General features: G+C 46.1%; 14 protein-coding genes. 1 reads left to right on the forward strand and 13 read right to left on the reverse strand.

The features are described 5' to 3' along the window. Together JHD69_RS14970 and JHD69_RS14975 are read right to left on the reverse strand one after the other, a co-directional pair. Positions 1-1141 (reverse strand): ATP-dependent nuclease (locus JHD69_RS14970; protein WP_199141150.1); only part of this gene is annotated, 1141 nt, incomplete at its 3' end. A gap of 201 nt (positions 1142-1342) precedes the next feature. Beyond that, positions 1343-1759 carry a helix-turn-helix domain-containing protein gene (locus JHD69_RS14975; RefSeq protein ID WP_199141151.1) on the reverse strand — a complete coding sequence of 139 codons (417 nt, stop codon included), beginning with the start codon at positions 1757-1759 and terminating at the stop codon, positions 1343-1345. A gap of 140 nt (positions 1760-1899) precedes the next feature. On the opposite strand from JHD69_RS14975, the gene JHD69_RS14980 reads away from it, so the two are divergent. After that, a complete protein-coding gene (locus JHD69_RS14980) occupies positions 1900-2106 on the forward strand; it encodes a hypothetical protein (RefSeq protein ID WP_199141152.1) in 207 nt (68 codons plus the stop codon). Between the two features lie 213 nt (positions 2107-2319). Here JHD69_RS14980 and JHD69_RS14985 read toward each other — a convergent pair whose 3' ends face one another. The 11 genes from JHD69_RS14985 to JHD69_RS15035 form a co-directional block, all read right to left on the reverse strand. Next, positions 2320-4611 carry a GH92 family glycosyl hydrolase gene (locus JHD69_RS14985; RefSeq protein ID WP_199141153.1) on the reverse strand — a complete coding sequence of 764 codons (2292 nt, stop codon included), beginning with the start codon at positions 4609-4611 and terminating at the stop codon, positions 2320-2322. 27 nt (positions 4612-4638) lie between these two features. Beyond that, positions 4639-5307 carry a basic secretory protein-like protein gene (locus tag JHD69_RS14990; protein WP_199141154.1) on the reverse strand — a complete coding sequence of 223 codons (669 nt, stop codon included), beginning with the start codon at positions 5305-5307 and terminating at the stop codon, positions 4639-4641. Positions 5308-5320: 13 nt separating this feature from the next. After that, a complete protein-coding gene (locus JHD69_RS14995; RefSeq protein WP_199141155.1) occupies positions 5321-7555 on the reverse strand; it encodes a GH92 family glycosyl hydrolase in 2235 nt (744 codons plus the stop codon). A gap of 3 nt (positions 7556-7558) precedes the next feature. Next, positions 7559-8980: a glycoside hydrolase family 125 protein gene (locus JHD69_RS15000; protein ID WP_199141156.1), complete on the reverse strand. Its 1422-nt coding sequence runs from the start codon at positions 8978-8980 to the stop codon at positions 7559-7561. 54 nt (positions 8981-9034) lie between these two features. Further along, positions 9035-9922 (reverse strand): ROK family protein, encoded by an 888-nt coding sequence (locus JHD69_RS15005; RefSeq protein WP_199141157.1) that lies wholly within the window; start codon positions 9920-9922, stop codon positions 9035-9037. A gap of 44 nt (positions 9923-9966) precedes the next feature. After that, positions 9967-12231 carry a GH92 family glycosyl hydrolase gene (locus JHD69_RS15010; protein ID WP_199141158.1) on the reverse strand — a complete coding sequence of 755 codons (2265 nt, stop codon included), beginning with the start codon at positions 12229-12231 and terminating at the stop codon, positions 9967-9969. Positions 12232-12254: 23 nt separating this feature from the next. Further along, positions 12255-14426: a hypothetical protein gene (locus tag JHD69_RS15015; protein ID WP_199141159.1), complete on the reverse strand. Its 2172-nt coding sequence runs from the start codon at positions 14424-14426 to the stop codon at positions 12255-12257. Positions 14427-14514: 88 nt separating this feature from the next. Next, positions 14515-16335: a RagB/SusD family nutrient uptake outer membrane protein gene (locus JHD69_RS15020; RefSeq protein WP_199141160.1), complete on the reverse strand. Its 1821-nt coding sequence runs from the start codon at positions 16333-16335 to the stop codon at positions 14515-14517. An 11-nt stretch (positions 16336-16346) separates the two neighbouring features. Then, a complete protein-coding gene (locus tag JHD69_RS15025) occupies positions 16347-19523 on the reverse strand; it encodes a SusC/RagA family TonB-linked outer membrane protein (RefSeq protein WP_199141161.1) in 3177 nt (1058 codons plus the stop codon). Positions 19524-19708: 185 nt separating this feature from the next. Beyond that, positions 19709-22153 carry a glutaminase family protein gene (locus tag JHD69_RS15030; protein ID WP_199141162.1) on the reverse strand — a complete coding sequence of 815 codons (2445 nt, stop codon included), beginning with the start codon at positions 22151-22153 and terminating at the stop codon, positions 19709-19711. Between the two features lie 233 nt (positions 22154-22386). Continuing rightward, on the reverse strand, positions 22387-23172 hold the full coding sequence (locus tag JHD69_RS15035) for a substrate-binding domain-containing protein (RefSeq protein WP_199141163.1): 786 nt from the start codon (positions 23170-23172) through the stop codon (positions 22387-22389). Positions 23173-23231: the final 59 nt, after the last annotated feature.

The raw sequence follows: 23231 nt of genomic DNA on the forward strand, positions 1-23231 counted from the left end.
GTCGTGGTTCGTCGGCAGCGTCAGATGTGTATAAGAGACAGATCTGAGGTATGGCTGATTTTAGTGTTGTTCTTTTAAACGTTCCATGTACATCGTTTTTCCTGACCAACACTGTATTCCCAACATCATTTTGCGTTATCATAAATGGAGAATGGGTAGTGAAGATTACCTGATAACCTTGCTGAGATAATATTTTTAGCGATTTCCTTAAAATCTCGATGGCTTGCGGGTGCAAATACAGTTCAGGCTCGTCTATCAATAGCAAAGTGGTAGTTCTAGTTTCTTGTTGGGCTAGCTTTAGATCAGCCAAATGCCTTACTAAGGTCATCTGAATAGACCTTTGGGCTCCATGCCCCAAAGAACTTACGTCCTTTGCAGTCGGAAACAGATGCTCGTAAACCTTAATGGTGCCTTTTTTAAAGACTTCCTTTATGTCCGGAGTAGGTATATGTACCTTTACCCTTATGTCAGGAAAAAACGCGTCAAGTTTGGTGTTGATTTCAGCATCAAATGTTTCCAATTCAGGAGCTCTATTGGCGCCCTCTACATCAAGTATATCTTTGAGGCCGTTTAATGCTTGATTTACCTGTGCTCCGTACTGAACTTCAATTGGCCCAATAATTTCTGCAAGAAGCTTTCCAATAGTTGAAGTACTGCTTGACCTTGAAATATCTTCTTCCGAATTCTCCATTGCACCAATCTGTATCGGTTCTGGAAACAGATCTTTAATGGCATTGTCAATACCTGCAGGATTATTTTGCCAAGTTGCATCATTTGGGTTTAAAACCAGTAACTTGATCTGAGCCACCGTTTGTCCAGGATTATCTTGAATTCTTTTAATCGCAAGAGTTTCATTATTCAAGAATGGCTCAATCCTGGCTCGATGTGCAGGTTCTATATTCTCCAATATATCATTCGATATACCTTCTATCGAAGCAGTAACTACTATTGGTTGAGTAGTGTCATAAAAACAACTAATTGGGAGGGATGTTTTTCGTAGTACCCATTTAATTGCTTCTAAAATATTAGACTTTCCGGCATTGTTATAGCCTACAAGTGGGGTGAAATTTGAAAGTTCGAATTCGTGAGAGCGAATTGACTTAAAATTTTCGATATGGATTTTGCTGATTATGTGTCCCATCTACTAATTTATGGTTTATGAAATTTGGCTTTATTGTTTTATTTATTTGTAAAAATATAATTGTCCATTGTTAACACCGCGAGGCAAAACACACGGTTTATTGCCGATATTACTCGATTGCTTGAAAGACGATATAGGCGCATATAAAAGGGGAGACCTCGTTTGATCTCCCCACCTAATTCCTTTCCGCTTATGTTTTTGCTATCTCTTTTCTATTAGCCTTTCCAGCCTGTCTATCATTTCCTTTTGCTGTTGGAGCATGCGCTCATACAGCTGAACCATTTTATCGATGGGATTGAAAGTAGGATAATAGTTAAACAATGATGGGTTATGCATTGTCGCATTATCGTTGTTGTTAATCGTGTTGGAGATAATATTAACAGCCTGTTCCTCGTCAAAATTCTGGATTGCTTCAACAGGCACCTTCAATATGGCCGACACCTGTTTAAGTATATCTGTTTCAATGGTTTCTTTCTGTTCTAAGAGCGATACCTTTTGCTGGTTCCAGTCGGTGCCCAGCTGGTAGGCCAAAGCATCTTGCTTAAGGCCCATCATTTCGCGGAAGCGCTTTACGTTGCGGCCTTGGTGTATGTTTTTCGGGTTGGCGGTGTTAGTCATAAGGCAAATCTAGATTATTTATAGCAGGTAAAATACGGAAATCCATAATAAATTACAAGGTTAGTACGGTAAAAAACAGGCGTGCCATGTTGCATACCTTTGCGCCGTTGCCTTGCTTTGTGTACCTACCTAATATACCTATGAAAAAACCCAACGAAAATACCGTGGCTGCGCTAGAGGAGCTGCTAGGCGATGCCCGCCCCGGCCGGATGTACCAAAGCCTTACTAGGCTGTTTATAGATTACCTGTTTTACAATGCCAACGGCCTGCCCGTAGATTTTGAAAACATACTGGACGATTTGGAAAGGTTGCTGCGGTTCTTGGCGGCAATAGAGCTCCAGAGATAGTTTTTTCACCACCTCAGAAACCTTAGGATGCCTGATTTTTAAACACATACCTGCCTGCCGGTAGGCAGGGGCACATAGGACCAGTTAAACTACGTGCCCCTGCCTATGACAATCCTCGAATCAGCCAATGGACTAATAAACACTTGCGAAGTTCTTTAAACTTCTCAAGTGTTCACAAGAAAAAAGGCAGCACTTTCATGCTGCCTTTTTTGATTATTTCGCTGTTGAGAACGAGTAAGGGAAAGCACTCTCGCTCGTTCCCCTGGTTTTATTTGGCGTAGCCGCCATGCCAAAGTCCAACACGGCTCCTTTTTGCAAGGCCGAATGGCTCAGCCAGTTTTTATCATAGCTGACGCCGTTTACTTTCAGGCTTTGGATGTATCTATTGTCGGCACTGTTTGTTGGGGCGTTGATGACAACGGTTTTGCCGTTCTCCAGGTTCAAGGTTACCTTTTTAAACAAAGGCGCACCAATTACGTACTGATCTACCGCTGGTGTAACCGGATAGAAACCCATAGCCGAAAACACGTACCAAGCCGAAGTTTGACCGTTATCTTCATCACCACAATAGCCATCTGGTGTAGCATGGTACAGCCTGTTCATGGCTTCGCGTACCCAGTATTGGGCTTTCCAAGGTGCACCACCATAGTTGTACAGGTAAATCATGTGTTGGATGGGCTGATTACCGTGCGCATATTGGCCCATATTGGCAATCTGCATCTCCCTGATTTCGTGGATTACACCACCATAGTAAGTGTCGTCGAAAATTGGAGGCAGCGTAAATACCGAATCCAGTTTTTGTACAAATTTCTCCTTGCCCCCCATCAGCTTGGCCAAGCCGGCAATATCCTGAAACACCGACCACGAGTAGTGCCAGCTGTTGCCTTCGGTAAAGGCATCGCCCCATTTAAACGGACTAAACGGCGATTGGAAAGTACCATCCTGGTTTTTGCCACGCATCAAGCCGCTTGCCGGATCGAACAGGTTCTTATAATTCATGGCTCTTTTGGCGTAAATGCCGATTTCGCTTTCAGGTTTGCCTAAAGCTTTGCCCAATTGGTAAATCGCAAAATCATCGTAGGCATATTCCAAAGTACGGGCTGCATTTTCGTTTATTTTTACATCGTAAGGCACATAGCCCAATTCGTTATAGTACTTCACGCCTTTGCGGCCAACAGCGGTCATTGGGCCTTCATTGTTGGCACCATGTTTTACAGCATCCCAAAGGGTTTCGATATCATAACCACGGATACCTTTGATATAAGCATCGGCCACTACCGAAGCAGAATTGTTGCCAATCATGATATCGGCAAAACCTGGACTGCTCCACTCGGGCAAGAAACCGCCTTCCTTATAATCGTTGATGAGGCCTTCCTGCATCTCTTTATTGATAGACGGATAAACCAGATTTAAGAAAGGGTACAAAGCCCTAAAGGTATCCCAAAAGCCGGTTCCGGCAAACATATAGCCAGGCAATATCTTGCCATTGTACGGACTCCAGTGCACAATTTTGTTGTTGGCATCGATCTCGTACAATTTATTGGGGAAGAAAAGCGTACGGTAAAACGACGAATAAAAAGTACGGGTTTGGTCAACCGTGCCACCTTCTACGCTAATGCGGCTCAGGGTTTTGTTCCAAATGGCTTTGGCTTTTGTTTTGGTGGCATCGAAGCTATCGTTGGCCAACTCTCTTTTAAGGTTCAATTCGGCTTGTTCAAAGCTGATGAAAGAAGAAGCTACCTTGGCATGAACTTTCTCGCCATTTTTGGTTTTAAAGCCGATAACCGCACCGGTATGGTCGCTTTGCAGCTCTAAATCTGTCGCGCTTAATTTATTGCCCGACCAGGTTTTGGCCACGGTAAAGGCTTTATCAAAATAAATAACGAAGTAGTTTTTGAAATTGCTCGGCAATGGTCCGCGGGCATATTTAGAGGTATAGCCAATAATTTTGCGTTCTTCAGGGATGATTTTGATGTACGAGCCTTTGTTCAGCGCATCGACCACTACAAAAGCGCTATCGGTTTGCGGATAGGTAAACCTGAACTGCGCAGCCCTTTCGGTTGGTGTAATCTCGGTGGTTACATTGGCATCGGCTAGGTACACGCTGTAGTAGTAAGGCTTGGCTACCTCTGCCTTGTGCGTAAACCAGCTGGCGCGGTCGTCTTCGGTAAACTTCAGCTTTCCGGTTACGGGCATAATGGCAAACTGGCCATAGTCGTTCATCCAAGGCGATGGCTGATGCGTTTGCTTAAAGCCCCGTATTTTATCGGCATCGTAGGTATAAGCCCAGCCGTTGCCCATTTTGCCGGTCTGGGGGGTCCAAAAATTCATGCCCCATGGCACTGCAATGGCCGGATAGGTATTGCCGTTAGACAAATCGGGCTTTGATTGGGTACCCATTAACGGATTGATCCATTCTACAGGATCGGTAATCTTGCCCACAGTTTGTGCCGAAAGCCCCAAACCTGCAAGTACCAATGTAGCGGTGAGTAGTTTCTTGATCATTTTTAAATATTGAGATAAGAGAATATTTTAAGCATTCGGATTAGCGGCATAAGCAGCCCAAAGTTCGTCGACAGTTTTGCCTGTCAGGTCTTTCCAAACGGTTGCTGCATAGGTATGGCTGCGCATAATGTTGTCGAGCTTTACCACGATGCCTTTATTGCCATGCGTTTCGAGCCAGTTTAAAAAACGAGCTGTAATGCGATAAGCATTTTTATAGCTCTGCTCTGGCTTAAACGGCGTTAGGGTCCAACCCGCACCCGGATTGTCAACGCCATATTTAAAGCGTACATAATCGGCAATGCCCTCGGTTAGCCAGCCTGGCCCGCCACCATTACCATAATTTTGTACCACGTGCATGACCTCGTGGGTTACCACATCGATATCGCCAGGATGTTTTACAAACCACTCGGGATTGTACACAATACGGCCGCCGCCGGTAGCGGCTACGCCTTTGTAGGCGGTATCGATGCTAAAAGTTACGGCTTTATCGGCATTTTTGTTAAAGTCTTTGGCCAATACGGGATAAACCTTAAAGAAAGTTTCGATCATGCGCTGCTTCAAAGCCGGATCAAAAGAAGCCGAATTGCTCAAAAAAGTTAAGGTATAGCCTTTTCTGGTTATCGTTTCGGGGTTTTGGGCCCTTACGCCAACCACCATTAAGACGAGTGCTAAACCTGTTAAAAATGTTTTGTTCATTGTGCTGTTATGTTTAGGGGTTATAGTTTAAGGCTGATGGTGGCAAATTAGTACTGCCCCAAGTTTTGTTGGGCAAACTGCCCATCTGCAAGGTTAACACGCCGCCGTTGGTTAATTCTTGATGTGTAAACCACGAACGGTTCAAAACCTTGCCGTTTAAGGTTGCGCTTTGGATATACTTGTTGCTTGCCGAATTGTTTTTGGCCAATACCGTAAAGGTTTTGCCATTATCGAGCCTGATGCTCATTTCATTAAACGTAGGACTGCCGATGCTGTACACCGGAACGCCTGGCGTAACCGGGAAAAAGCCCATCATAGAGAATACCACAAAGGCCGTCATGCCACCCCCATCTTCGTCGCCCGGAATGCCAAACAGGTTGTCGGTGTACCAAGTGTCCATCAACATGCGGATGCGTTTTTGTGTTTTCCATGGGGCACCCAAATAATTGTAGAGATACGGAATATGAAAGCTCGGCTCATTACCCATTACAAATTGACCCACCAAGCCCGTGGCATCCGGGAAGGTGTACCAGAGGTTATATTTGCTCCGGCCCAAGCTGGCCCTGAACAAGTCGTCGAGTTTTTCTTCGGCCTTGGCCCTGCCCCCCATTAACTGGAAAAGTCCATCTAAATCGTGTTTCACATCCCAGTTGTAGGTATAAGCATTGTTTTCGGTAAAGTATTCGCGACCGCCTTGTCCGCCAGAAAACTTAGGATCGAAAGGTTCTATCCAATTGCCATCGCTGTCTTTGGGCCATACAAAGCCCTTGTCTTCGCGGAACACGTTTTTGTAATTGGCTGCGCGTTTTAAAAACAAGGCTCTATCGGCCTCGTTGCCACTTTTGCTGGCCAGTTGGGCCAGGCACCAATCATCGAAACTGTTTTCTAAAGTAACCGAAACGCTCTGTCTTTTTTCAAAGCCATGCACTGCGGCCACGGTTTCCTTTTCGCCGGGTTTGAGTGCCGGCATGTAGCCTTTTTCGGCATAAAAAGTATCGAGCACAGTTGCCTTGCCGTTTTTCCAGGGCAATAAGGTAGCTTCGAGCGAATTCTTTTTAATGCCTTCGTAGGCTTTTTGAAGGTCGAAGCCACGAACCCCTTTTTGGTACGAATCCAAGAACCAGGCGGCGGCGTGGTTGCCCGTCATGCAAGGGTTATCGCCAAACACGAGCGCAAAAGAAGGCATCCAGCCACTCTGCTCGTACATCTGCACATAAGAGTTAAGCTTGTCGCCCTCCATTTTTGGATTTAAAATGGTTTGCAAAGGTTCAAGTGCGATGTAGGTGTCCCACAGCCAATTGTCAACAAAAAACGGACGGTCTGAGCGATGCACCTGATGATCGTAGGCACTGTAGTATTTGCCGTACTCGTTAATATCGACCATCCGCTCGTAAGAACGGTACAGCGAGGTATAAAAGACGCGTTTCTGCGCCGTGGTTCCTCCTTTTACGTTCACTTGCGACAGCACTTTGTTCCAAGCTGCTGTAGCTTTGCTTTGCAGTTTGGCCCTGTCCCAGTCGGCAATTTCCCTATTCAGGTTTTCTTTGGCCTGCGCCTTGCTGATGAAGGAAATACCATATTTAAAGGCTACCTTTTGTGCCTGACCTTCAATTTTGATCAATGCACGTTTTTTGCCTTGTTGGTTTTGGTAGCTGACATCGCCCAAGGTTACGTTCGTTTCGGCGTAGAAATAGGCTTTCATCCCCTGAAATTCTTCAATACCACTCAGGGCATGTTGGTTTTCGAGGTTGATTTCACCGTTGTTCAAAATAGTAAGGCGCAGATAGTGATCCACCTTATCGGCAAAGGCAAATTCAAAAAAACCGGCTTTGGCACCTGGTATAAAACTGATTTTGGTGCCGTTATCTTCTAGGAGGCCAGTATAGGAATCGGGTCTGATCTGCTCGTTGTCTGAAGTAAATTTCTTGCCCCAAGCCTGTTCGTTAATTGGCCCCGAATAAGGCATCAACCCGAAAAGCCAATTTTGGCGATGCGAAGAAATGGTGAGCGGAAAATAGGCAATTTGATCGTCCAGCTGATCGGCACGCGCCGGAAAAACCCGCACCATGCTATTGGGCAGATGTACCGCTGGCCGGGTGGGCTCTAAAATGAGGCCTACGCTGCCTATGGTGGGATCTACATAGGACAAATTGCTGGCTTGCTGCTGTGCCAAGCCTTGCCCAGCCAACAGCGATAGCGCCAAAGCGGCCACGCATTTCAGTTTACCTATTTTTACTGTCTTCAACATATTTTATTTCAGCAAGGCTGGTTTTTCGTTATAAATTTTCCATAAAAACTCGCCAAACAGGGTATTGGCCCAAGCAAACCAGCTGCGCGTAAATTTAGTCGGGTCGTCTTTATGGAAACTCTCGTGCATAAAGCCTTTGCCTGCATGCGTGCTTTTCAGCATGACGATACACTTTTTGATTTCGGCGTCGCTTACCGAAGTTATTCCCTGCAAAGTAATCGCCATTGGCCAAATCATATCGGCACCAACGTGTGGCCCGCCCACACCTTCGGCCGCCTTGCCTTTAAAAAAGAAGGGATTGTCGGTTGACAGGATAAACTTGCGGGTATTTTTATAAATTGGATCATCCACTTTGATGGCTCCCAAATAAGGCATAGACAGCAAGCTAGGCACATTGCTATCATCCATCAAATAGGCACTGCCAAAACCATCGACCTCAAAGGCGAATATTTTGCCGTAAACCGGATGGTCTTTGGTGGCGTATTTTTTCAAAGCCGTTTCAACCTCATTGGCCAAAGCGGTTAACTTTCCGGCCAAAGCGTTATCATTATACAAGGCAACAAGCATCTCGGCCGCTTGCCTTAAGCTGCTTACCGCAAAAAAGTTAGACGGGATCAGGAAAGGATAAATGGTGGCATCATCGCTCGGACGGAAGGCCGAGCAGATCAAACCGACTGGCTTTACCGGAAAGCCATAACCCGCCATGGGCAACGAATCGGTTGGAGCCGTGGTTTCGCGCTGGAAATGATACGGCCCTTTATTGTCTTTGCGTTGCTGCTCTACAAAGGTTTTATAAATCAATTCGATGGCTTTTTTCCAGTCGGCATCGAAAGGCGATTTGTCGCCTGTTTTTTTCCAGTAGTGGTAAGCCAAACGGATGGGATAGCACAGCGAATCGATTTCCCACTTGCGTTCGTGTACGCCTGGCTTCATATCGGTTTTGTCGCTTTTCCACTCGCCTACTTTATTCGGATCGTTGTAAAAGGCATTGGCATAAGGATCTTTTAACACATAGTGGGTTTGACGGTTGATCACCCCTGCGATCAAATCCTTCAGTTTCGGATCTTCGTTTACAAACTGCAGGTACGGCCAAACCTGCGCCGAACTGTCGCGCATCCACATGGCATCAATGTCGCCAGTAATGACATAGGTATCTGGCTTGCCGTTTTTCACCGCATAGGTTACCGTGGTATCTAAAGTATTCGGGAAGCAGTTTTCGAACAGCCAAGCCAATTCTTTATCAGCCACGTGTGCCTGAAAGGTTTGAATGGCCTTTTCTACAGATGCACTGGTAAAGTGTCGCTTAGCGGCCGCAACCCTAACTACCGGAAATTCGGGTGTCAAAGCCGAAGCAAAGGAAAACTTCGAAGCCAGCACGCCGGCCCCCAATAAACCTGTGTTTTGAATAAACTTTCTTCTTTTCATAGCTTAGGTTTTTGTTTTATGGCGCGTGGTTCGTGCGCCTTTATTTTTTATCGATTATTTTTCAGTTTGAGAGGTCTCCAGATTCCAATTACTGGCTGCTCCAATTAAGGCGGCATGCTCATTCAGCTCCGTTAGCTTAATGGGTATGTTCAGCCCCTGCTTGCCCAGTCCAATATTTAAGCTTAGCGCAAAGAGATCGAAAGCCCGTGCAATATTCCCTCCTAAAATTACCACTTCGGCCTCATGTTTTTTAATTATCGGAGCTAAAAATTGAGCCAGGTTAGCCCCAAATTCTACAAATACCTGTTTGGCCAGAGCATCGGTCGCTACCAAACCCGCCAATTCCTTTACGCCATCCAAGCTTTTGTGGCTCAATTCGTTGTAACGGCCCACAAACCAGCGGGTAGAAAGGTAATCTTCGGCTATGCCATCCAAAAATGCCGAATCCCACAACTCGGCGTCAGAAGCCATGCCATTGATAGACAATGCCGAACCTAATCCCGTGCCTAGGGTTAAGCCCAGTACCCGGCTATGGCCCTTGGCCGCGCCACTAAAAACTTCGCCCTGCATAAAGCCGGCTGCATCATTAATAAAGCGGATGGCACTTGGCTTAAGCTGCAGACGCTTGGCAAGCTCTTCTTTGATGTTGGCCAAATAAAGGGCATTGAATTTATCCTGCTCCTTGATCAGCGAAATGCCATTTTCATAATCGAATGGGCCAGGCATGGCAATGCCGATGTATTTTTCATTGCCATTGGCATTGGCAAAAGCAGCTTCAATTACATGGCACCAGGCCTTTAATATATCTTCCTTCTCTTGTTTAGCATTAACTGCGTTACGCTTTATCGACTCTTCAATTAATGTTCCTTTTTTTAAATCTACCAGTGCAGCCGTAATATGCGAGCCACCTATATCAACACCCAATACAGCAGGTTTTTCCATTTCTATATATTTATTATATTCTTCTTTTCGCTTACTAAAACCTTTTACTTAGTGAGCGAAAAGGGTTTATCTTCTTTATGCAGCCCTCTGTTCCTGGCTGGCTGGCTATCCATTTCTAATTTCAGTGTCCCTCCACTAACCAAATCGGCATGGCTAATGTAATTGCGCGTGTAGGGCTTGCCATTGAGGGTTGCAGACTTAATGTATACGTGAGATGCGTCATTAGCCGGTGCTTCAATTACAAATTTTTTCCCATTCGCTAAAGTAAGGGTAATTTTTTTAAAAAGCGGACTTCCCAATACATATTCGCCGGTGCCAGGGGTTACGCTGTAAAAGCCCAAAGCACTGAGCACATACCACGACGAGGTTTGGCCCTGGTCTTCGTCGCCAGGATAGCCGTTCTCGGTGGCATTGTAAAGTTTTGTCATGACCTCGCGGGCATGAAACTGCGCTTTCCATGGCTCATTGGCATAATTGTACAAATAAACCATGTGCTGAATGGGTTGATTTCCGTGTGCATACTGGCCCATATTGGCCATCACCATTTCGGCCATTTCGTGGATCATGCCTCCGTAAGTGCCCACATTTACCTTGTTGGGCTCTGAAAAAACAGAGTCTAACTTGGCCGTAAAATTTTTATTACCTCCCATTAAATTGATGAGGCCTTGGATATCTTGAAATACCGACCATTGCCAATGCCAGGCATTGCCCTCGGTAAAAGGGCCTCCCCATTCTGTAGGATCAAACTTAGGTGTCCATTGGCCATCGGCATCTTTGCCACGCATAAAACGTGTTGCCGGATCGTACACGTTTTTGTAGTTATACATTTGGCGGGCAAACACCGATTGGTAAAAATCGTTGCCGGTTAACCGGGCCAATTCGTAGCCGCAAAAATCGTCGTAGGCATATTCGAGGGTCTTGGCGGTGGCTTCGCGATACTTGGGATAGGGCACATATCCCAGCTCAAAGTATTCTTTCCAGCCATCACGGCCATTTGCCGGCCCCCATGGGCCTTTGTTCATGGCTTCGTGGGCATAGGCTTGCAGGGCTTTTTTCGGATCGAAAGTTTTAATGCCTTTTACCCAGGCATCGGTAAACAGCGAGATGGCATGGTTACCAATCATACTGCCTGCTTCGCTCGGAAAAGACCACGAAGGCAACCAGCCACATTGCTCGTAGGCATCGAGCATGGCTTGCAGGTAACGGCCGTGCATTTCGGGATGGATTAAGGTATTTAAGGGGAATTGTGCCCTAAAGGTATCCCAAAATCCGGTATCGGTAAACATGTAACCAGGATGCACCTTGCCATCGTAAGGGCTGAAATAATAAGGCTGGCCATCTTTGCCGATTTCGTAAAACTTGCGCGAAAATAGGCTGGCCCTAAAAAAGCATGAATAAAAAGTGGCGATATCTTCTTCGCTACCCCCTTCAACCAAAATCTTGCCTAACGATTCATTCCAAACCGCAGTGGCCTTGCCCTTAGTCTGCTCCAGGTTTTTGTCATTGCCCAGTTCTTGCTGCAGATTGAGTTCGGCTTGCTCGGCACTGATGTAAGATGAGGCTATCTTAGCCTGTACCTTAACGCCCGCCCTAAACTCGATGTAGGCGCCCTTGCCTAAGCCTTCGGCCGTAGTAGAATCGGCTTTAACGGTATTGGTTTTGTTATCCCAAGTGCCATAGGCTTGAATGGGATGGTCAAATTTGATGACAAAATAGCTCTTCCAGCCTTTTTTAAAGCCCTCGCCATTGTTAACATAACCCGTAATTTTTTGTGCCTTCGGAAAAATCTGCATACCACTTAAACGGGTATAGCCATCAAGCACCAAATAGCTCTTTTTGCCTTTAGGGTAGCTGAACCTAAGGTGCGCACCACGCTCGGTTGGGGCAATTTCGGTGGTCAGCCGGTTATTAAAGGTTACCTTGTAGTAATTGGGCTTGGCCACTTCGTTTTGATGGCTAAATTGGGCCTCGCGCTTGTTTTCGTCAACTACCAATTCATCAATCATGGGCATGAGCGAAAAAACGGCATAATCCCTGGTCCAAGAGCTGCACTGATGTGCCTGTTGAAAGCCACGGATCTTATCTTTAAAATATTGATATTTCCAGCCATCACCATTTTTGCCGGTTTGTGGTGTCCAGGTGTGCATGCCAAAAGGCAGGGCCGTGGTTGGATAAGTATTGCCTCGGGTAAGTTCGTGTTTGGAATTGGTGCCCTGCAAAGTATTGACATAGCGTACCAAATCTCTTTCTTGCGCCGTTAAGTTGGCAATCGTGCAAATTATTAAAAAGCCTAATAGTTTGAGTTTCATGTGGTGTGTTTGTGTTGTTGTATTTACCAGTTGATGTTCACATTTACGCCTTCGCTGTAATTGTCGAAGCTCAACAAAAGAGTTTTAGACGGTTCGTCCCAGTCATTTTTAAAGAGTTCGAGGTTTTTACCGTTTAACTTGGCCACTACCTGTTTTGGCTTTTTGGGCAACAAAATGCGCATGGCGTTAACGGTATTCGATGGACTCTTGATTACAAAAGCATAGCTGTTTTTGGTGATTTTAACAGATGCATCGTCCAAACGTCCCGCAGCGGCCAACACTTGGGGCTTATTTTTGGCTGTAGCTTTGTTTACATCGTAGAGGTATGCCTGGGTGTTTGGGGCCACGGTTTTTTGGTGCAGAATAGGTAAAGCAGGGTCGAATAGGTCGATGAAAGTTCCGGTTAAGGTTAGGGGTTCGTCGTTGGCGGTTTCGTTTAAAACGGCAACCATTTTAAATGGTCCGCGATCGAGCATAAAATTGTTTTTGAAGAGTAGTTCGCCCGCATGGGCATCTTTTTCGTAGGCTTTTTTAACGTTGGCCAAGAAATCGGCATCGCCATTGGCTTGCATTACCAGTTCTTTGGGGTCTTTGCGGATGATGAAAACCTTGCCTTTGCCCACGCCATATTCAGCCTGATTATCGTTGGGACCCAAGCCAAACAATTTGAACAAATGTTGCGAAGGTGCCGTAAAATTATTGCCATGGGTATTCCACCACTCTTTTACGTTTTGGAAAGGATCATTATCACGGCCGTAGTACAAAAGAACGCCTCCGTTTCTCACCCATTTGGCCAGTTCTTCGTGGTAACTGGCCGCTAAAGGCTTCATGTTGGCATAGCTCATAATGAGCACTTTGATGTCTTTCAGGGTGTTTTTATTAGCCAGGTTTTCCATATGGACAGTCTCCACCGGAATGCCTTTTTTGAGCAGAGGGATAGCCATGCCATAAAAGTTCGACAAATAAGGATCGTCATAACCTGCATGGGTAGGAAAACGCTGAAACATCATGGAATTGGCCAACAAAATGCCAATGCCATGACTACCGTTCAATTTATTGTCGGATAGTGGCATTTGATTGAGCGAATTGACCATCACCTGCATTTGGGTGGCATAAGCCTTTGAAATAGGCTGTTTTTCTTTTTGACCTTCTACGCTGAATTTGCCGTTGTAAATGCGGTTTGGCCAAGGCATCACTTCATAATTATCAACCATGGGGTACAAGAGCTTGGCCGTAAAAGTGGCTTCATAATTTACTTTGTAATCGTCCCAGCTACGGGCACGGTCTTCTATCGGGTCGGTTAAGAAGAAAATTTTCCGACCGGTTGGGGCGGTCATCGATACCATAGAACCGTATTCTAAAAAGGCATTTTCAAACACGCGTTCCTTGGCTTTGCCATTGTAGTAAACCGGCTCTCTCGAAGTGCCTGTCCACACCTGTGCGATGTAGCCATCCATACCTTCGAGGTTGGCCAAACTGGCCTCCGGACTTACAATCTGCCACGACGAATAATTGAGGAGCGAATGAGTAGGCACATAGCATTTTACCCTTTTGCCCAAGCTTTCGCTGTAGCTTTTCACATAAGCGAAAACTTCTTTCAGCGCATTGAAATAAAGCTGGTATTTAAGCTTTGACGAAAGGTAAGTGGCTTCTGGCGATTCGTGCTGAGCCATCCAAGGCGAGCCATAATAGTTTTGCCATTCTTTTTTAAAGGCTTCGCCGTAACCTGCACGTGCCCAGAACTCGGGTTCTTCCAAGTAAATGGCGCTTACGCCGGCATCGATAGCACGTTTGACATGGGTTTTCATGTAGGCCAGGAAATTGGCCGACGGCACGATGTAAGGTACGTTTTTGCCATGCCAAATGGTTTCGCCGTTGCGCATGACCTGGCCTTCGTCTAAATGGTTTTTGCCATCCCACTCGCCTAAAAAGTAATCCTGGTATTGGCCCCAGGCAATGCCGGTCATAAACTGTACTTCGTAGCCCTTATCGCGGTAACTTTTTACCCTTTCTTCAAAATTGCCCCCGGCGTCGTTAATGCCGTATACCATGGCAATGTCTGAGCGTACGTCGTAATTGGCGCTCCAAGGGGCCGCTACCTGAAAAGAGGTTTTCTGTTTCGATTTGTTTTGTGCAAATCCGTTGGCCGATACAATCAGCAGCATCACGGATAAGATGCCCATTAGCTTTTTCATCGCATTGAGTTGTAGGGATAAAGCAATTCAAATCAAGGTAGCGCGATCACTCGCACTACCTGATCAATTATTAAGATTTGGGAATAATTTACCAGCCTGGGTTTTGTACCATCAGGTTATCCGCATTCACATCCTTAGCCGGAATTGGGAACAGGTAATGCCTTTTGGTGAAAGTCCTGGTTTCGAAAACGGTTTTTTGGAAGAAATCAGGCAGGTTTTTGGTGATGTTTAAGCCATACATCGGACCGTTATCGGTGGTTTCGGCAATTTTCCATCTTCTGGTGTCGAAATACCTTACGTTTTCGAAGGCCAATTCAGACCTGCGTTCTTTCCTGATGGCATCGCGCATAGCAGCCTGGCCAACCGGTGCCGGTATTTGGCCTGCACCGCTGCCATACTCTGGAATACCCGCCCTGTTTCTAATCTGGTTCAAGTAAATTAAAATATCAGGGTCGCCAGGAGTTGATTCGTTCAGCGCTTCCACATAATCCAAAAACAGGTTACCTACACGATACAAAATTACCGGGCGGTTGCTTTCTCTCCAGTTGCCCAAGCCCATGGCTTTTCTTACCGCATAGCCGGTAACGCTATAGTCGTTGCCGCCAGTTGCCTTGCCCGAGTTGCCGTTGTTGTTGAACTGGGTAACCACATTGCCAAAATTGGTGTTTAGCCACACACTGTTATGATAGGTAATGTTTACGTAGAAACGTGGCTCACGGTTTACCCATTGGCTGTAGGTATCGGTAGCAATGGGACTGCCTGGAGCCTGATACATAGTAGTTCCGGTTTGTACGTAGCCACCCAGCGGATCGTCGATGCTACGGCCATTGGCCATAAAAAAGGCATCCACCTGATTTTGGGTTGCGCCCAAACCCGCCGAACCTCTTACCTCCGAGTTGTAGCCGTTGTGGTAAGGAGTCATCTCGTACTGACGGGCCTCGATAGAAGATTCGACGCGCATCATGATGATTTCGCTGTTGAAACGATCAATAAAGATATCCCTACACGATAAATACGGATCGAAAACACCCAACGAGTTGTTTTTTCTAAACAAACTGTAAGTGCCCGGCACGAATTGGGTGATATAGGCCTTGTAGGCATCCGCTGCTTTTTTCCATTTGTTGACATCGTAGGTTTGACTGATCAATTGCTTGCCGTCCTTGTTTTTCAGGCTAGCCAAATCGGTATTGCCATTGTATAGCGGACTTGCGGCCAACAACAGGGCCTGCAGTTTGTAGCTTAAGGCCATGCCTTTGGTAATGCGGCCATAGTTGTTGTCGTTGGCCGGATTGGTTGGCAGGTTAGCCGCGGCGGCATCCAGTTCGGCAACAATATAGTTGATGCACTCGTCCATGCTGCTGCGCGGCAACCTGATGCTTTCGGTTGGGGCATCTGGCTCTATTACGTTTTCGCCGATAAGCACCACCGGACCATACATACGCACCAAGTAAAAATAGTACATGGCACGCAAAGCCCTGGCTTCGTTTTTATATTGTGTAACCAATTGGGGCGTAATATCCTGGGTTACTTTGTCAATATTGGCCATAAAGAAGGTAGCCGATCGGATGCCTCTATAAAAGTTGTTCCAATAATCGTTAACAAAACCAGAGTTGGAATCCCAGCTTCCGATATTGATATTATTACACTGGTTAAAGCCCCAAACCCATTCTGCCTCGTCAGATGAACCTGTCCATACACCTGCATTACGGCCGGTATTGGGATTACGCTGTCCAAATTCGTCGGGGATTTGGCTGTATACGTTGTTGAGGAATTTTTCGGCGGTTGCCCTGGTTTTAAAGGTTTCGTCGAGCGTAAGCCTATCGTTAGGCACTTGATCTAAGAAGCCTTTTTTACATGATGTAGCCAGCGTTAAAGCCAGTACAAGCGAAAGATATATATACTTTTTCATGTTCGTAAGAATTAAAATTTAAGGTTAACACCTAGAGACAAAGTTGCGGTTGTTGGATACCTGGCTCCATTTGCCCTTCCGTTCACGTTGGTATTCAACTCTGGGTCCCACAATTTCCAGTTGCTGAAAGTAAGCAGGTTGGTGCCGATGAGGTAAACGGCTGCGTTTTTGACATGGATTTTACTGGCCCATGATTTAGGCAGGTTATAGCTGAGCTGTGCCGTTTTTAAACGCAGGAAGTTCACGTCTTTTACCCACCAAGAACTCTCCTGGGTATTGTTGGTGTTATCAGCTTCGCCGTAGGCCAAACGTGGATAAAATGCATCCTGACGCGGATTTCCAGGTGTCCAGCGATCGGTAGCAATAGAATACGCATTACTTAAGCCACCACCGCCGTTAAACGGAAATATACCCGAGCCGCCCAACATGATATCGGCGCCGTGTACCCCCTGGAAGAAGGTGCTCAAGACAAACCCCTTGTACGAAACATTTACGCCAAAACCATAGACTTTGTTCGGCACATCGCCACGGCCAATCCTGGTTTTATCATAGTCGTTAATTAAACCATCGCCGTTCAGGTCTTTGTACTTGATATCGCCGGGTTTAACAGAAGCTTTGGAGCCTGGCGTAGCGCTGTTATTGATCTCGTCTTGCGAATCGAACAGCTTCTCGGCAACATAGCCATACCTCGACAATACATTATCGCCAATACGGTTCATCCACGGATAAGGCTGTACCGGACGATCGTCTTCTACAATTTTATCTTTGTTATAGGTAAAGGTAGCACGGAAGCCCAAATCTACCTGCCCTAGTTTGGTGTTGTATTCTAAAGTGGCATCGATACCCCTGTTGTCAACAATACCCAAGTTGCCGTAAGGCTGGTTGGTTAAACCCACATAGCCCGGAATAGATTGGCGCTGGAAGAAAATGCCTGTTCTGTATTCCTTAAATAAATCAACGATCAGGTAAAGGTTGTCTTTCAGGGTCCTGATTTCCACACCCAAATCCTGCTTTCTCGATTCGGCCCAGCTCACATCAATACCATAGTCGGTTACGTTGATGCCGCCTGTATTGGAAAAATTTTTGCCAAATTGATAGCCATTGGCATTATCGGCCACCAAAGTGAGGTAGGCAAACCTACGGCCCGGCAAATCGCCGATACCCGTTTTACCATCAGAGTACCTGAATTTTAAGAAAGAAATCACGTTTTTCATATTGCCCCAGAACTTCTCGTTAGAAGGAATCCATCCCACACCAAAGGCTGGGAACGAGCCGAAACGCTTTTTGGGATTGAAGTTTTCTGAACCGTTATAGCCGAAGTTGAACTCGGCAAAGTAGCGATCGTCATACGAATAGGTAGCCCTTGCCGCAGCGGCCAATTGCCTGAAAGGAATAGAAGCCGTAAAATCGCCGGCAAAAGGCTCTGTCCTGTCCTCAGAATAGCCCAAAATCAAGCCTCCTACACGATGTTTGCCAAAGCTCCTGTCGTAATTGATCGAAGCCTCGGTATAAAACTTGCGGTTGCCGCCTCTCGCGGGTTCGTAGGTCAGGTAATTTTGCGAGCTGGTATAAGTCTGAATCAGGTCTAAGCTCCCATCAGCTTTGTAAGGATTGTTGATATCCCTTAAAAAGTAAGTACTCTCCCTTTTCGATCGCTTGATGGAGTTGGTATTGGTAGCATCGAAAGCAATCATGGCCGAAGCACTCAAGCCTTTAACCAGAGCGCCAATATCTTGCGTTACCCTTAAATTACTGTACACCTGATTGGCAAACTCCGTTCTGTAGCCCCTGCGGGTTAGATCGGCATAAGGGTTGCGAAAACCACCGTTTGACGAACGGCCCGGAACCGAACCATTAGGATAGATTTTGGGATATTCAACCGGCGACACATCCAGGGCCGAACCGAAGATGCTTTCGGTAGTCTCGCCCGGATAGTTGCCATTGGCGGCGAAACCTTGTATGCCCAGGTCTAATTTGGTGGTTCCGGTAATTTTGAGGTTCAAGTTACTGGTAAAGTTATAACGGGTATAATTCATGGCCGAATTATAAGCCGCCAAGTCGTCGGTTTTTAAAAAGCCATTTTCGTTATAGTAAGCCAACGATACATAGTACTGTGCATTTTCTACGCCACCTCCGGCATTCAAATTGGCCCGGCGCACGCTGCTGTATTGCTTAAACAGTTCATCCATCCAGTTTACGTTTGGATAAACCAAAGGGTCGACACCCGAAGCCGTTTTGTTGATGTAATCTTGGGTATATTTTGCAGGCTGCCCCCTACCGGTTAAAGCTTCGTTGGCCAAGTTCATATAGGTAACTCCGTCCAAAGCTTTGGGGTGGCGCGTAAAAGTGCTCAAACCTTCATTATAATCAAAAAAGATAGAGGGCTTGCCTACCTTGCCCGTTTTGGTCTTCACTAAAATTACACCATTGGCACCCCTCACGCCATAAACCGCTGTTCCAGATGCATCTTTCAATACGGTAAACGATTCGATATCTTCTGGGTCGATGTTGGAAATACTGCGCTGCACACCATCAACCAAAACCAATGGCGATGCCGAACCGCCACCAAAAGTAGAAATACCACGTACCCAGATATCGGCAGCGCTACGGCCCGGTTCACCGCTTCTTTGTACGCCAACCACACCGGCAATCCTACCGGCTAGCGATTGGGTAACACTGGCCACGGGCAATTTGAGTTCTTTGGCATCAACGGTTGATTGGGCTCCGATCAATGATACCTTGCGTTGCGTACCAAAACCCACAATGGCCACTTCTTCGAGCGCATTGCTGCTGGGCTTAAGTTGTATGGTGATATTTTTTTGGGTGCCTACCGTTATTTCCTGTGTTTCGTAGCCTACATAGCTAAATACCAGCACCGAATTTTCTGAGGGCACGGTAATGCTGAAACTACCGTTTACATCGGTGGCTACGGTAGTTAGGACACCTTTTACCCTCACGCCTACCCCTGGTATGCCCGCTCCGGTTTCGTCTTTAACAATACCTCTGATTACTATGTCTGCAAGCGAGCGCTGCAGTTCGTTTTTAAGGAGATGCGGTGCTGGCGCATTCTTGGCATCTGCCGATGCGTTGAACGCCAAACAAACCGCCATTGAAAAAGCGCCAACCCTAAGGGTGCTCTCTTTCGGCATCAGCCTGCGCCTGATGAGTCGAGTAAATGTTTTGTTCATCATGTTTTGTTTATAGTTGGTTTTTATTGATTTTTTTAAGCTGTTATGTGATGTGGTTTTTCTCTTTTTATTTTTCCATAGGCTATTTTTTCTATTTTTTTTCACCGGTCTGTGACCACAGACCGGTAACATCGATTAGTTTTATCTCCCTGGCCTGTGGCTCACAGGCCAAGGATGTTCGGTGTTTAGCGTTTATTTTTCCACTGGTCTGCCAATAATTTGATGAAGTAGCCCCCTACCACGCTCCTGGCCTGAAAGCCAACCATTTTGCCGTTGGTGGTTTCGTGCCAATCGCTGAGAGGCACCCTGCTGGTGGTTTCGCTCGCATAGCGGAATACCGGATTAACGAGTTTTTGAAAATCGGTTTCCTGATCGGCCAAGGTAGCAGTCCATAAAATCCAGTCTGATTTGGTATAGGTTTTACGGCTGTCTAGCGGAAGGCCATACGCTTGTTGCTTGGTTAAGTAATAGCTGATTTCCTTTTCGTACACTGCCTTAGGGAACAGGTTCAGTTGCAAAAGCTTGTCCCAAACCAGGTTATATTTCTGGCTCCAGGTACCTTTGCCATTAAAGGTTAGGGCATAATGGTCGCCATCGGCAGCCAGCTCCATCCATTTTTTGACCATAGCCTGTGCTTCGGTTCTTACTTTTTGGGCTTCTTCGGTTTTGCCCAATGCCTGGGCCAATTGCGCATAGCCGCCCAAGGCAACAATGGCTTTAACCGATAAGTTGGCATTTCTGGCCAAATGACCGGCAAAATCGTCGGTGCATAATTGGTTGGCCGGATCAAAGCCTTCTTTTAACAAGTAATTGGCCCAGGTAGAAAGTGTTTCCCAGTGTTTTTTGGCATAATTGGCGTTGCCTTCTGCCTTGGCGATGGCCGCAGTGAGGATAATCATGTTGCCAGCTTCCTCAACCGGCATGTCTTCGCCGTAGGTTTGTCCGTTGGCCAATGGATAAGTACCCAAATCGTGCGCGGCAAAAGGTTTTTTCCATTTGCCACTTTCGGAATAATAGAAAATGCCGTTCATCATGCCTTTCAGCAATTCGGGGTTATACACCAAATATTGAGGTGCCGAGGGATAAGTGATATCAACCGTATTGATAGAGCCGTTGCTAAAGTTTTCTTTAGACAGGAACAAAAGGTCGCCATTTGGCGCATAAGCAATTTTATGCGCAGCTATGCTCTGTCTGTAGGCCAGCTTGCACAAATCGGCATAAGCCTTGCCGCCCGCACGCAAGGCATCGGCATACAGCTTTTGGTCAAATTGTGCACATCTTTGTTTAATAGAGCCATAATCCCTACTCGCTTTGATCAGCTGGGTTTCGAAGTTCCGACCGGATTTTTTCCAGATCGGTTCAAGCTGCGTCCCAAAATACTCTACCGATTTCACATCATCGTAACCCAGCATCAAGTATTTGTAAACAGGAGCTTTGCCCACTTTTCCGAAGGGGATGACCGAAGCCAAATTCAGTTGTCTGCTGTTGGTTATTGCTTTGGCCGTTGGATATTTCTGACTAATAAACTGCAGCAGGCTCTCGTTTTGCGGGGCCAGGTATTGAACTGGTTTAAATTGTGCGGGTACAGCCACATACATGTAGCCCCAATCTATCCTTACATCGTCGCCCCTCTTTTGCAGGATAGGCTGTTCTACCGTTCCAGCTTTTTGCATGGCCAGGCCGTTACTATTGCTCTGCCAGGCATTTACCGGCTGATTGGGCTGGTTAACGGCCAAAGTAGAAGAAGCACTGAAATAAAGGTCTACCTGATGAGGTTTTGCATCGGCCGATTTAACGGCATAGCTGATGTAACTGATGGGTCTGGCAGTTAACTCGATATCATTAAGCAACAAAGGCGAGGTGAAACTTACTTCGAGCTTTACCGGTCCACAGGCAAAATTATAAACGGTACTGGTAGCGGTCAGCTTTACGTTTTGCTGCACGGCCTCCAACACTTTAGCGCCATCAGGAATTTCCTCCACAAGGCCTGCATCCAAATGCCTTCCACCGGCCGTATTCTTGCAATGGATGGCCAAAGTGTTCTCCCCGGCTTTTAAAACTCCGGTCGCTATAGGAATATAGCTGTACTCATGCACCCAGCCTTCTTTTTGGTAAATCGTTTTACCATTTAGGTACACAATCACATTATCGTCGTGGTTTAACTTCAGGTATTTTGGGGCAGCCGACAATTTTTCGATCGAAAAGGTTCTGCGGAAATAGATATCATCTGTATTCCATTTGGTTTTGGCCGTGCGATCGTCGCCAAAAGGTGCATCGGCTTTGCTCCAGCCCTGCTCGTTAAAACCTGTCTCTATCCAATTGCTAGCTGGCGAATTAAAAGTATAGCTTGCCTGGTAGGCCTGCTCGTCGGCTGCAGGCAATAGGCTTTTATAGTTTTTGGCAGCCGCGCCTAGAAAACGGTAAAACAGGCCATCAACTTTGAGCACTCCCAATAACGACTGCTCTCTTCCGGTCCAGTGCTTGGTTACCGAGCCATTAAGCTTATCGCCAAAAGACCATATACTAAAATAGGTGTCGTGGGTAATTAAGGGATAGGCAGGTGCTTTATCCTGCGCTTTGATGGTTAGGGCTAAGATCAGGCAGCAAAGTGCCAGAAGACATTTTTTCATCATACAGTTTATTTTTGGTTACGCCTTATTAAAACGTTTTAGTTAAGCTAAAAGTAAGTATCTTGTTGAATGTGCGCGAGGCCTTAAACAAAAAACTACTTGGAGGGCGATTTAGAGCTGAAAATGCTAAAACGTTTTACTAAATCAATTTTAAACAAAAAAATACTCAGATGAAATACACCTTTGTAACTTTAATGATACATTTTTAATTATAAAGAAATATTGGGGTTGCCTTATTTGCGCAAAATCAACTTGGCTGGAATAATGACCTGCTGATCGGGAAGCTTGCTTTTAGAGGCCAGTTGGTTGAGGATAAGCTTGATGATGGTCTCGGCAATTTCTTCCAAAGGTTGTTGAATGGTAGAAATGCTGGGGGTATGCAGCTCGAAAGCCTCGTGGTCGTCGTAGCCGATTACCGCAAAGTTCTCACCTATGGTTTTATGCAGTGCTTTCAGCACTTTTAAGCCACTAATGGCCAAATAATTGGTGGCAAACAGCACGGCATCTACCTGTTTGTTTTTGAAAAGCTGTTTGATCTGCTTAATGGTATCGGATTCTGCTTGGTTAAAAGGAATTTTGAGCAACAGTTCTTCATCAAAGGCAATGGCATGATCAGCCAGCGCTTTTTGATAGCCTTCGGCACGTTCAATAATCTGTGGCACATTGATATCGGTTGTAACCAGGGCTATATTTTTCTTGCCTTGCTTGATAAAGCTTTCGATGGCCTGGTGCGAAGCTACAAGATGGTTGGCACCTACATAATTGGTATGGAGTTCGGGCAGGTTCCTGTCGAACAAAATCACGGGTTTGTTCTCGTTCAGCAAAATCTGGATGTCTTCCTCTATGCCCTTTATCGGCGAAATGATATAGGCATCCACCTTTCTCGATTTGAACATGTTAATAAGCTCACGGGCTTTTTCTACACTGTTCTCGGTGCTCGAATAAATAATTTTGTAGCCTCTTTTATAGGCCTTGTCTTCTATTAAACGTGCAATCCTGGAGCTGTCTCTTATACACATCTAAAATGGGGGGGGGGGGGGGGGGGGGGGGGGGGGGGGGGGGGGGGGGGGGGGGGGGG

Origin of the sequence: Pedobacter sp. ASV12, assembly GCF_016429155.1 — a bacterium.
Taxonomy (GTDB): domain Bacteria; phylum Bacteroidota; class Bacteroidia; order Sphingobacteriales; family Sphingobacteriaceae; genus Pedobacter.